The following is a 12198-nucleotide window of genomic DNA, read 5'->3' as shown; positions in this document are numbered from 1 at the left end:
TCCGCTACAATCAATATTTCTTTGCGCTCTTTGCTCCTTTTGCCTCTTTGCGAGAAAAGCTCTGCGTGACCCCCTACCACGTGCCGAGGCCGATACCCGTATCGCCCTGGGAGACGTCGCCGGTCTCGAAGCCTTTCTTGAACCATGACATGCGCTGGGCGGAAGTGCCATGCGTGAAGGCATCCGGCACAACCTGGCCTGTGCTGGCTTGTTGCAGCCTGTCGTCGCCGACGGCGCTGGCTGCATTTAAACCCGATTCTATATCTCCCGGTTCGAGTATGCGATTGGCCTTATTAGCCCATACTCCCGCCAGGAAATCGGCCTGCAATTCCAGCATTACCGACAGTTTATTATATTCTTTTTCACTTAACCTGCTTCGCATAGCCTGTACCTTGCGGCTGATGCCCAACAGGTTCTGTACATGATGCCCCACTTCGTGGGCGATCACATAGGCTTTCGCGAAATCTCCTTTTACCCCGAACTGTTGTTCCAGCTCCGTAAAGAAGGAAACATCCAGGTACACTTTCTGGTCGGCCGGGCAGTAAAATGGTCCCATAGCCGATTCAGCGAACCCGCATCCGGAAGTGGTTCCTTTTTCAAATAAAACCATTCCAGGTGCTTCATAGGTTTTGTTGTTTTCCTGGAAAGTGGCTGTCCATACCTTTTCAGTACTTCTTAATACTTTAGAAGACATTACCTCAAAGGGAGAAGCGTTTGCAGAAGTAAGTTTTTCTGAGGTCTCGCCGCCCGACTGAGGTCCCTGGGCCTGTTGTACGGCCTGCATTACCTGTTGCGGGTCTTGTTTGAAGAGCAACGCCAATACCAGGATAATAATACCTCCGATACCGCCGCCAATGCCAACGGTACGCATACCGCCGCCACTTCGCTTCTCGACGTTCTGACTCATTTCTTCATCATCCAGACGCATAAAATAAGTTGCTTTAATTTAAATAAAAGGGGTGAATTAATAACCCTAATGTACGTTGTTTCTCTCAAAGGCGCCAAGATTTTTAGAGGGAATCGCTCTTCTTTTATCCTCAATTATTTTAAATCAAATTCGATAACTTTAAACCAGGTTCGGACCCGGCAACCTTAAAATCACTTGACGCCCAGGCAAGAACATTATGCGGCCAGATTGCATTGTATAACTCAAGAGAAACGCCTGTAGGCCCGCGTGTTCAGCCGCATATGGTTCATTTGCACCAATTATGCGAAGGATTTCCCCGAAGCGATTGAACAACTGGCCGGCTGGGTGAAAGACGGGCAACTTAAATACACAGAAACGATTGAAGAAGGCTTTGATAAATTACCCGAAGCATTCCTGGGATTATTTTCAGGCAGGAACAGCGGTAAGATGATCGTGAAAGCATAACTTTACATATGACAAATGCGGTAGTATTCACCCACGTTAAGAAGGTTGATCAGACTGGCTTCCTCGAGGCAGATGATCAGCTGGCAGCCGAAGCCCCGCTTCAGATCAGGCTGGCGTACTACAGCAATAACGTCCGCCAGACCCAGGACATTGCTGTTACCATGCGCACACCCGGCAGAGATGCCGTATTAGCCAGCGGCTTCCTGTTCACAGAAGGCATTATTTCCTCTCCGGCCGAAATCCAGTCAGTAGATCTTGTCGAAACTCCTGAAGGCAGCGTCGCCACCGTTCAACTGCATCCCGGCATTCAGCCCCAGTTGAAGCGGATCGACAGGAGCTTTTCTTCAACCGCGGCCTGCGGTGTTTGCGGGAAAACATCCATGGGCGATATTCATACAGTTATCAATACGCCTCTCTCCTCTTCCTTTCAATTTCCTGCATCTGTTTTATTTCATCTTCCGGAAATACTGAACCGGGAACAAGACCTGTTTAAAACAACCGGCGGAATTCATGCGGCGGCATTGTTTAACGATCAGGGAGAATTGTTGATGATGGAAGAAGATATAGGCAGGCATAATGCAGTGGATAAGGTAATAGGAAGGGCATTGGAAGAAAACGCTGTTGCCCTTGGCAGCTCACTGCTGCTGTTAAGCGGACGCGCAGGTTTTGAACTGATCCAGAAAGCTGCAATGGCCGGCATCCCGGTTGTAGCAGCTATTGGCGCACCTTCCAGCCTGGCAGTGACCGTAGCGGAAAAATGGCATATTACGCTGGTAGGGTTTTTAAAATCCCAGCGTTTTAATATATATAGCGCGCCGGAAAGGATCCGCGTGTAACTCAAATCGTGCAATCATGGATGCAGCAGAAAATCCTGTGAAATTCACCGGCATAAAAATATCAAGGCCTAAAACCAGGGCGGCAGGTATGCCTGCCGTCGTGTCGAGCATGCAGCATATCCTGGAAGAAATGAATGTTTTCAGGGGAATGAAAGCATTGCTTAAACTCAACCAGAAATCGGGATTCGACTGCCCCGGCTGTGCGTGGCCCGACCCGGACGATGAGCGGTCGCCCATCGCTGAATACTGCGAGAACGGCGCTAAAGCGATAGCTGAAGAAGCCACCACAAAAAGGTTGACAGGCGATTTCTTTGCACAGAACAGCGTAAAAGACCTCGGTGAACTTACAGATTATGAAATAGGTAAAAAAGGGAGAATAGCAGAACCTGTGTACCTCGCACCGGGTGCAACTCATTATACGCCCATCAGCTGGGAAGAAGCATACCGGCTTATTGCCAGCCAGCTGAAAGGACTGCGATCGCCCGACGAAGCAATATTCTATACATCCGGCAGAACAAGCAATGAAGCTGCCTTTCTGTACCAACTGATGGTCAGGGAGTTCGGAACCAATAACCTTCCCGACTGCTCCAATATGTGCCATGAGTCTAGCGGAGTTGCACTTTCGGCCGCTGTAGGAATAGGCAAAGGTTCCGTTACACTGGAAGATGTTCATGAAGCAGAGGTGATTATGATCATGGGGCAAAACCCCGGCACCAATCACCCCCGTATGCTTACCGCGCTTCAAAAAGCAAAAAACAACGGCGCCTTTATCATCTCCGTCAACCCTCTACCAGAAACAGGACTGATCAGCTTTCTGAATCCACAAACCGTAAAAGGTTTATTGAACATTCCTACTCCCCTTACAGACCTCTTCTTACAGGTAAGGATCAATGGAGATCTGGCTTTGCTGAAAGCGCTGGCCATCCTGTTACTGGAAGAGGAAACAAAGAAACCGGGAACGGTGTTCGACCATGATTTTATCAGCAACAACACCAAAGGATATGTAGAATATATTGAGCACTTAAGATCATTAAACCCGGATGAACTGGTAAAGATCTGCGGAGTACCTCTTCACCAGCTTAAAGAAGCAGCCAGGACGCTCGCGGGTAAAAAGAAAATAATTACCTGCTGGGCCATGGGTCTAACCCAACATAAGAACGCAGTAGATACCATTCGCGAAGTGGTCAATATCCTATTGCTTAAAGGCAGCATCGGCATTAAAGGGGCCGGCGTTTGCCCCGTCAGAGGGCATAGCAATGTGCAGGGCGACCGGACCATGGGAATCTACGAGAAGCCCAGCGCCGTGTTCCTGGATAAACTGGATACTGTTTTTAAGATCAGGTCGCCCCGCCGCCATGGCTATGATACCGTAGAGGCTATTCGTGCCATGCATGAAGGTAAAGCAAAAGTATTTATGGCGATGGGAGGCAATTTCCTGTCGGCCACCCCTGATACCAACTACACCGCCCAGGCATTACGGAATTGCGATCTTACTGTTCATGTTTCAACTAAACTGAACAGGAGTCATCTTGTTCATGGCCGCAGCGCTTTGATCCTGCCTTGCCTTGGGCGCAGCGACAGGGATATAGTGAATGGAGAAGAACAATTCGTGAGTTGCGAAAACTCGATGGGCGTTGTACAATCCTCCAAAGGCAATTTGCATCCTATTTCTTCCCATCTGAAAAGCGAACCTGTTATCATCTGTGAGCTGGCCATGACACTGTTCGGCAACAATTCGCCAATTCCATGGAACAGTTACCGTCAGCATTATGATTATATAAGAGAAGCCATTGCCCAGGTCATCCCGGGGTTCGAAGATTACAATAAAAAAGTAAGGCGGCCCGGAGGTTTTTATTTGCCTAACGGCGCCCGGGAAGGCAGGTTCAACACCTACAGCGGCAAATCGAATTTCAACATAGCAGGCGTCAGCTATTCTGCGATCGGCGAAAATGAATACCTCATGATGACCATCCGTAGCCACGACCAGTTCAATACAACCATCTATGGGCTTAATGATCGCTACCGGGGCGTGTACAATGAACGCCGGGTAATTTTCATGAATAAGGAAGATGTTAAAGCGAATGGTTTTAAAGGAGGCGAAATCGTGGATCTTTTCAACTTCCAGGATGGCGTAACCAGGGTTGCAGAAGGCTTTATCGTTATCCCTTATGATATCCCGGTTGGTTGCACCGCTACCTACTTTCCCGAAACCAATGTACTTGTTCCGGTAAACAGCGTAGCCGATCAAAGCAACACACCTGTATCCAAATCCGTTATTATCCAGATCAGGCGATCTGCAGTTAAACAACAATAATTCTATGAATCCGGTAATCTGGCAAGCCCTTGAATGGCCTGCAATTGAGTATTTCCGCCTGTACAACAGCGGCCAGGGCATGGCGGCAGTTGGTTGCATCAATGGCGTAAAAGAGAAACAGCCTTTCTGCATCAGGTATAAAGTTGACCTGACTTCAGACTGGAGAACTTCAGCGTTTCACATAAGAGAAGAAAGCGTACAGGCTAAGGAGCTGCATTTATCATCAGACCTGGAAGGGCATTGGTTCGATAAGGACAACAATCACATTGCGCTCTTTGATAACTGCATGGATATAGATATTTCTTTAACCCCCTTCACCAACACGCTGCCGGTGAGGCGATTGCAATTCAACGCTCATGAAAGCAAAGTGCTCGATATGCTGTACATCAAGCTCCCTGAATTCGAATTGCAACGGGTGCAGCAACGGTACACCAGGCTTGCCCAGCATGAATATTTATATGAAAATGTAGATAACGATTTCAGCGCCCGGCTACCGTACGATGAATTTTATATTGTAAAAGACTACCCGGGGTTATTTGAAAGGATTAATTATTAGTGGTTCGGCGACTCGGTATCTCTTACCAGTTCAGCAAAAATGTCGGCAGTGCTCCAGGCCCTGGCTTTGCCGGCCGACTGACCTGCCCACATCACTGCAAAGTCGGTATTGTCCAGTTCCCTGGCCAGTTTCCTGATCGGCTGTGTCAATTCATTCTGGTATGGATAACCGCTGATCTGCAGACCGGAAGCCTCTATTTCCTGCAGCAATTTGTTTTTTATTCCCCTGGCCCATCTTCCTGTAAATCCGCGGGTTAATACAGTATCCGTGTCCGTTAGGCGGCCAATAGCGGCTTTATGACCCGGGGTAGCCAGGCTTTCATGCGCCCTTAAGAACAGGCTTCCCGGCTGTATGCCCATTGCGCCCAGGTTAAACGCCGCCCTCACTCCTCTTCCGTCCATAATACCACCCGCTGCTATAACAGGAACGCGTAAACGATCCACAACCTGCGGGATAAGCGACATGGTGCCTACCTGTGGAAGGCTATCGCCCAGGAAAGAACCCCTGTGTCCTCCTGCTTCGATTCCCTGTGCTACAATAATATCCGTGCCGGCTTCCTTTAGTACTACCGCCTCATTCACGCTGGTAGCTGTTCCGATCAGTGTAACGCCGTGCTCTTTCAACAGCTTGTAACCGGCTTCGTCAGGCATGCCAAAAGTAAAGCTCACCAGTTTAACCCCTGCGGCGAAGATCGCCGGTAGCTGGTCTCTCCAGGAATAAAACGGCACTTCATCAAAATTCACCCTGGGAACGGCAAGCCTGTTGGCTCCATACAAAAATTGCAGGAAATCCTGCATTTCTTCAAACGCTTTTCGGTCATAGGATGGCGCAGGTTCATATACAAAAAGGTTCACTGCAAATGGCGCTGCCGTCAGCGATTTAACTTCCCTGATCAAAGCAGCCACACGTTCAGGCGGTAAGCCGCCTACAGGCAAAGATCCTAATCCCCCGCTTTCACTTACAGCGGCAACCATGGCAGGAGTTGTTATTCCTAACATTGGCGCCTGTACGATCGGATAAGTGATGCCCAGCAACTGGGTTAATTCGTTCTTCCATTCCATGACCAATAGTTTGTTATAAAATTACAAAGAATATCTTTATCAACGGAAGAGGATAACAGAAGGCGCCTTCAATGCAGATACATCAAAACGGAAGTCAACAATGGTAGTGATCTCCAACCTGAAACCTTTCACCGGCGTTGGAGGATTCGGGAAATAGTAGCCTGAAACGCTGATGGTATTGAGCGAGAGGTTTTCGTTCTTCACCCTGAAACCGCCTCCTATTCCCAGGTGTACCGGGTTCCTCAACAGGTCGTCGTGTTTATGATTGAGGATGGAGGCCTGCAGGTCTGCAAAGAAGTTGAATTTGAAACCCAGTATTTTCAACGGGCTGTAATAAACGGTTTGTGATTCCATGTTTAATCGCTGGTACCCGTTTAACTTGGTATCGCGGTATCCCCATATCCCGTATTCCATATTTATGTTCAACGGTTTATTGAAATAAGGATTAGGACTGTTCAGGTAATCAGCGTTAAAGAATTGCCTGAACCTGGAAGTACCGACATAGACCAGCCGGCTGTAATATTCCAGCCGTGCGTGAAAAACAGCGTCCTCTATTTTATGGTTCAGCCAATAGTTGCCCAATTCCAGGGTTGTATTGAACAATCCCTGCCAGTGCGTTATCCAGTACTTCTGGGCGGTGATGCCTGTGTAAAGCCGGCGGCGGTCCCTCCAGGTCTCCCATCCGCTTGTTGCGCTGATGTTGTAACCCAACGGGATATCCTCCGTTCTTCCAAAACCAAAAAAGTAATGCGCTTTGAAATAGTCGATCCGGTAGGCCTGTAATTCCAACAGGTATAAACGATGGTTATTGTACACCGGGTCGTCTTTATACCGTTCCTGCGAAGGCGTTCGCTGGAATGCCAGGTTATAGTGCCGGGCCAGTATAGCCAGGTTCGGTTTACTTCCTATTGTGCCATCGTGCCTGTAATTATTGATAAGATTGTAGCCTACCCACCCGTCGATTATCCGGTACCGGTAGTCCCGGAAGATGCTGTCGCCCGATTCAGGCAATATTCCTTTAATGTTGATGGACCAGTTCTGGGCCAGGGTTAAACCACCTACCCATTTGGCGGCATTCCTGAATAAGGGCCGGGTTAATTCTATATACACAGAGCCTTCATAGGCGTTGGTATCCAGTTGTGCGAAGTTATTCAATGTCGTGTAGCCGACTGCCATATCAACAAAAGACCCCATCATATTATACTTGGTATACCTGATCTCCGAATTCCAGATGGGGTTATAATCCTTCCGCCACCGGGCGCCCACCCTGACGCCCTGTCCTGCTCCGAAAAGGTTATTATTGGAAATACTTGCCCTGATATCGGTAGGACTGAACTGTGAAAGATCCGCACCATATTCAAACAGGTCTTTTGTTACCACTTCTATATCCAGCGAATCCCCTTCTACATTCTTTACATATAACCTGGCATCCTGGATAAATGGGCGGTTACGCAGGTAACGTTCATTATCCGCCATTTCAAAAGGGTCGAGCCGTTGATCTTCCCGGAAGAAGAGCGATTGCCTGATCACCCATTGCCTTGAATCATAGTGTAACCGGTTGGCCAGCTTTATCAGTTTCATGCTCGTGGTAAAGGAGGTATCGTTGATGTTCCTTGGACCAAAAACCTTCACTTTTCTATAGTGGATATTACGGATCACTTTACCTGCAAAAGGGGTAAAATATTTCTCACTTTTGATGATAGAGCTATCGATATCATTTGAAGGAACGGGTTCGTCCTGTTTCGTGATCCGTTTAATGAACGATTGCCGGTATTCTTTGTTTTTTAGGGAATCCCTGTACTCGCCCAGCTTCTTAAAAAGCCCGTTTTTGTGGTTGCCGGTATCGGTCTGAGGCTGCTTAAAAAGAGGGCTATTCCTGTGCGGAAAGGTGTCAGGAATCAGTGGGCTCCTGTATTTCAGCGCTTTAGGGAATATGATCGTGTCTTTCGTCACAGGGGTATAGATCTGGGCATAGCCTGCGACGATACCACACTGGCAGATGAGCCAGCAAATGACAGTTAGTGTAGGCAATATTTTAGATAAACACCTCAAGCTTTTCAATCGGAACAATTATATCGAAAAAAAATGGATTTACCACTTACGCAAATATTGTACTACCGGAATGATAATTGTTTCCAGGTTAACGGAAATCCTTAATGGAAATATTATTCACCATCAAAACTATTTTGTTATGTTACGTTGGGCATTAATTTTCTTTATCGTGGCTGTTATAGCCGCCATTTTCGGGTTTGGTGGGATAGCCGCTGGCGCAGCATCTATTGCGAAAATACTATTCTTTATTTTCCTTGTGCTGTTCTTGGTTTCTATTATTGCAGGTGCTGTAAGAAGATAGTGGAAGGAGATAAAATATATGGTTGTTGACAAGGCAATGCCCGGTCAACAACTCTATATTATTTCATGATGCTTGTTTCCCATCCATCGTACATGCCATTCACCTGCTGTGCTAATTCCCACAGCCCCATTACCACATTGTTAATGGACGCTTCACTGGTTTTATCTTTACGGGAGATGCAAAGTTTAAAAGGGAATTCCGGATTTTCGGTAGTATCTTCTTTCATCAGTGAAAACCCGTTTTCCTTTATATGTTCCCAGTATAACGACCTGTCTTCTTCTGTTTTAAAGTGGATCCAGTGATCGATGGGGCGTTCTTTTTCGGAAACATCGCCGTGCTGTTGCAACATCCGCAATACTTTCCTGTTCTGGATACGTTGAAATTCGTAGACATCAGGAAACAGGTAATCGAAATAGAGTTCCCAGTTATTGTCTTCCTTCACCCCGTAGTCATACCGGTAATCAGGGAAGGTTATCATGACATCGGAAATATACTTGTCGTGCAAGGTTACATCCCCGGTATAGAAATAAAAGTCGCGTACGCCGTTACTGTAGGTACGACCTACAAACTGAGCATCCAATTTGGATTGCAGCGCTTCCACCAGTTTATCTTCGATCTCACCCATGATGGCAAATTCAGCATCCCGAGGGAATCCGTCTTCACGTGGATTATTCAAATATACAGTGATATATATGGCATTAGGCTTATCCTTCAAGGGCGCGAATCGTCTTAAATCAAGGTCGAGGCCTATTACTGCTGGACTTTCTTCAATATGGCACGTATAAATATCCCAGTCCGGGCGGTAATCCTTATGCATATAAAAAAATTAAAATAACGCAAACACCAGGCTGTAAAGATACGTAGCTCAACGTTATAACGGAACAGATAAAACATTATAACTCTTTTTTTTATCCACAATAGCCGGCTCGCCGCCAATCCGTCAACATACCTGCTTAACATTAATTAACAGTTGTGGCAGAAATGCAGCACCTGGCCGTAAACTGCCAGCAGAAAGGATTTTACAAGATATTATGGTTGAAACAGGCAGCTATAGCGAGTTCCGTCCTACCTTTCATCCCAAAATCGAGGCATTCTTCCTGCATATGGTCTAATTTTACCCCCGCTATTAAATCAGTTGGAAGCTATTATTATGAGAAAAATTGTATTGCTAATTACAGGCTGGCTATTATTGCTTACAGGAACCATTTCTGCACAACAGCACCAGGGCGCCGGGAAACCCGGAAATGCAGGTGCCGGATCTATCTATGGTAAATTGATCGACGCACAAACCAATAAACCAGTTGAATATGCCTCTGTAGCTTTGTTGCGCGCAGACTCAAGTGTTCAGACAGGCATGCTCTCAAAACCGAACGGAGACTTCATTTTTGAAAATATTAATTTTGGTCACTATATTATTAAAGTAAATTTCATCGGCTATCAGCCTTTCTTCAAACCTGTTCAGCTTTCCGGCAAATCCAGCAATGTGGATGTGGGCAATATCAAACTGGCCCCTAACGTAAAATCCCTCGCCGCCGTAAACGTAGTAGGAGAAAAACCTGCTTTCAGCATGGCGATAGACAAGAAGGTATTTAATGTAGAAAAGAACCTGGCAAGTATCGGCGGTACCGCAACAGACGTACTGAAACAGGTGCCTTCCGTGAACGTGGATATAGACGGTAACGTTACTGTCCGCAACGGCGCTCCTACCATCTTCATCGATGGCCGCCCCTCTACCCTTACGCTGGACCAGATCCCCGCAGATGCGATCCAGAACATCGAAGTTGTTACCAATCCCTCAGCCAAATATGATGCAGAAGGGATGAGCGGAATATTGAACATTGTTCTCAAAAAGAACAGGAAAGCAGGTATAAACGGCACTGCAAACGCCGGCATAACTTCTCTCGGAAGCACCAACGCCGGCATAGACCTGAATATCCGCCAGGAAAAATTCAACTTCTTTATCAACTATAATATCAGGAACAGGAAATCGCCTACCAATGGCCGCTTGTTCAGGAAGAACCTGGGCAGCGACACCACCAATTATACAGAGCAACTGGAAAACGGCGACTTTTACCGCAGGTTCCAGACTGGCCGCATCGGGTTCGACTGGTTCATAGATAACCGGAACACCCTTACCATTTCAGAAAATATTACAGCAGGTAACTTCAACCGCTATAATAACCAGGTCATTAACGAATCAGATATTCACCAGCAACTGGTACGCTACGGCAACGGTGTAAACAACACCCTCAACGGTTTCCGCAACTATACCACCCAGCTGGGATACAAACATACATTCGCAAAAGAAGGAGAAGAATTAACCGCTGATTTCACTTACAACTATGCGACCAGCGATAACAGCTCCACTTATTCCCTCCAGTATTTCGATCCGAACAACAATGCGATTTACGATCCTAAAGCGCCCGAATACCGTTTAGGCGGCGGAGATGGTAAAACCATCTACCTGACCGGGCAGTTAGATTACGTAAAACCGCTGACGGAGAAATCGAAAATTGAAATGGGTTTACGCACCAACAACAGGACCTTTGATAACTTTACCAATACCTATGGTAAACAGTACCCCTCTGGCGAGATGCTGCTCGACACGGCACTCTCCAATAACTATCATTACCGCGAACAGATCAACGCCGCGTATGTAAGCTACACCGGCGCGTTAAAAGATTTCGGGTACCAGGTAGGATTAAGGGCCGAACAGTCCAATTACGACGGTGAAACCCGTTTAGGCAACAAAGCTGCTTACAGTATTAAATACCCTATCAGCTTTTTCCCAAGTATTTTCCTCTCACAGAAACTGAAAGGAGATCACGAATTGCAACTGAACTACAGCCGTAGGATACGCCGCCCGTGGTTCCGCGACCTGCTGCCAACGATCGATTATAACGGTCAAAGCGCCAGCACCGGGAACCCTGACCTGAAACCGGAATTCACCAATTCATTCGAGTTGTCGTACCTGAAAGACTTCAACCAGAAATACAACCTGCTGGTTTCATTATACTACCGCAATACCAATAACGCGATCACTGATTTTTATGTAGACACTACGCTGAACCTAAATGGTCAGTCTCAGAAAGTATTGCTGAACTACCCGATCAATGCGAGTACCCGTAACTCGTACGGTGCGGAGTTCACCTTCAGAAGCCAGATCACAAAAAGCTGGGATGTTACAGCCAACGCCAATTTCGCGCAAACAAAGATCAACGCCTCCAACAACGGCGATAACCTCTCCAACCAGGGTTTCATCTGGTTCGGAAAAGTGAACAGTAACACCAAACTGCCATGGAACCTTACCTTACAGGTGAGCGGGCAATACGAGTCAAAACAGATCCTGCCACAGGGAGAAAGAAAGCCTAACTGGGCTGTTGATGCAGCAATTAAAAAAGACCTGCTGAAAAACAAAGCCCTCTCTATTTCCCTTGGCCTGAACGATATCTTTAATACAGACCGCAGCCTTTCGTATACTACCACCAGTTTCTCAGAGCAGGAATATTACCGTAAAAGAGCGACCCGCGAGTTACGCCTGAACGTAAATTACCGGTTTGGAAAAATGGATACCAACCTGTTCAAACGTAAGAACAATAAATCAAGAGACAACAACGGCGGAGATATGGGAGGCGGAGATAATTTCTAAACCAGGAGATCAGAACAGTACATAGATCAAGGCGCAGCATTTAATGTTGCGCCTTTA

At 46.9% G+C, this 12198-nt stretch carries 10 protein-coding genes; 6 read left to right on the top strand and 4 right to left on the bottom strand.

The window, feature by feature from the left end; genetic code table 11:
- Positions 1-73: 73 nt before the first annotated feature.
- Positions 74-928 (bottom strand): KPN_02809 family neutral zinc metallopeptidase, encoded by an 855-nt coding sequence (ypfJ, locus tag BLV62_RS09510; RefSeq protein WP_089761040.1) that lies wholly within the window; start codon positions 926-928, stop codon positions 74-76.
- A gap of 246 nt (positions 929-1174) precedes the next feature.
- Here ypfJ and BLV62_RS09505 point away from each other — a divergent pair, with 246 nt between their 5' ends.
- The 4 genes from BLV62_RS09505 to BLV62_RS09490 are packed head-to-tail and all read left to right on the top strand — an operon-like array spanning position 1175 to position 5078.
- Positions 1175-1372 carry a hypothetical protein gene (locus tag BLV62_RS09505; RefSeq protein WP_089761038.1) on the top strand — a complete coding sequence of 66 codons (198 nt, stop codon included), beginning with the start codon at positions 1175-1177 and terminating at the stop codon, positions 1370-1372.
- An 8-nt stretch (positions 1373-1380) separates the two neighbouring features.
- On the top strand, positions 1381-2208 hold the full coding sequence (gene fdhD, locus BLV62_RS09500) for a formate dehydrogenase accessory sulfurtransferase FdhD (RefSeq protein ID WP_089761036.1): 828 nt from the start codon (positions 1381-1383) through the stop codon (positions 2206-2208).
- A 16-nt stretch (positions 2209-2224) separates the two neighbouring features.
- Entirely contained in the window at positions 2225-4522 is a 2298-nt protein-coding gene (locus BLV62_RS09495) for an FdhF/YdeP family oxidoreductase (protein ID WP_089761034.1), read from the top strand.
- Between the two features lie 4 nt (positions 4523-4526).
- Positions 4527-5078 carry a putative glycolipid-binding domain-containing protein gene (locus tag BLV62_RS09490; protein ID WP_089761032.1) on the top strand — a complete coding sequence of 184 codons (552 nt, stop codon included), beginning with the start codon at positions 4527-4529 and terminating at the stop codon, positions 5076-5078.
- On the opposite strand, the gene BLV62_RS09485 is transcribed toward BLV62_RS09490, so the two are convergent.
- Entirely contained in the window at positions 5075-6139 is a 1065-nt protein-coding gene (locus BLV62_RS09485) for an NAD(P)H-dependent flavin oxidoreductase (RefSeq protein ID WP_089761030.1), read from the bottom strand. The genes BLV62_RS09490 and BLV62_RS09485 overlap by 4 nt on opposite strands.
- A 39-nt stretch (positions 6140-6178) precedes the next feature.
- Positions 6179-8170: a BamA/TamA family outer membrane protein gene (locus BLV62_RS09480; protein ID WP_139170050.1), complete on the bottom strand. Its 1992-nt coding sequence runs from the start codon at positions 8168-8170 to the stop codon at positions 6179-6181.
- Here BLV62_RS09480 and BLV62_RS29100 point away from each other — a divergent pair.
- Positions 8139-8492, top strand: a complete 354-nt coding sequence (locus BLV62_RS29100; RefSeq protein ID WP_442319945.1) for a DUF1328 family protein — start codon at positions 8139-8141, stop codon at positions 8490-8492. The genes BLV62_RS09480 and BLV62_RS29100 overlap by 32 nt on opposite strands.
- A 58-nt stretch (positions 8493-8550) precedes the next feature.
- Here the strand turns inward: BLV62_RS29100 and BLV62_RS09470 are convergent, their stop codons facing one another.
- Positions 8551-9309 (bottom strand): DUF695 domain-containing protein, encoded by a 759-nt coding sequence (locus tag BLV62_RS09470; RefSeq protein WP_089761027.1) that lies wholly within the window; start codon positions 9307-9309, stop codon positions 8551-8553.
- 333 nt (positions 9310-9642) lie between these two features.
- Between BLV62_RS09470 and BLV62_RS09465 the strand changes: the two genes are divergently transcribed.
- Positions 9643-12141, top strand: a complete 2499-nt coding sequence (locus tag BLV62_RS09465) for a TonB-dependent receptor (RefSeq protein WP_089761025.1) — start codon at positions 9643-9645, stop codon at positions 12139-12141.
- The last annotated feature ends 57 nt before the right edge of the window (positions 12142-12198 follow it).

Origin of the sequence: Chitinophaga terrae (ex Kim and Jung 2007) (assembly GCF_900107795.1) — a bacterium.
Classification (GTDB): Bacteria; Bacteroidota; Bacteroidia; order Chitinophagales; family Chitinophagaceae; genus Chitinophaga; species Chitinophaga terrae.
The sequence above is the reverse complement of the archived record's forward strand: the minus strand, read 5'-3'. Positions and strand labels throughout refer to the sequence as shown.

Coding starts and splice junctions, on each gene's coding strand:
- ypfJ (WP_089761040.1), bottom strand. CDS start 928: ATGCGTCTGGATGATGAAGAAATGAGTCAGAACGTCGAGAAGCGAAGT.
- fdhD (WP_089761036.1), top strand. CDS start 1,381: ATGACAAATGCGGTAGTATTCACCCACGTTAAGAAGGTTGATCAGACT.
- BLV62_RS09495 (WP_089761034.1), top strand. CDS start 2,225: ATGGATGCAGCAGAAAATCCTGTGAAATTCACCGGCATAAAAATATCA.
- BLV62_RS09490 (WP_089761032.1), top strand. CDS start 4,527: ATGAATCCGGTAATCTGGCAAGCCCTTGAATGGCCTGCAATTGAGTAT.
- BLV62_RS09485 (WP_089761030.1), bottom strand. CDS start 6,139: ATGGAATGGAAGAACGAATTAACCCAGTTGCTGGGCATCACTTATCCG.
- BLV62_RS29100 (WP_442319945.1), top strand. CDS start 8,139: ATGAGCCAGCAAATGACAGTTAGTGTAGGCAATATTTTAGATAAACAC.
- BLV62_RS09470 (WP_089761027.1), bottom strand. CDS start 9,309: ATGCATAAGGATTACCGCCCGGACTGGGATATTTATACGTGCCATATT.
- BLV62_RS09465 (WP_089761025.1), top strand. CDS start 9,643: ATGAGAAAAATTGTATTGCTAATTACAGGCTGGCTATTATTGCTTACA.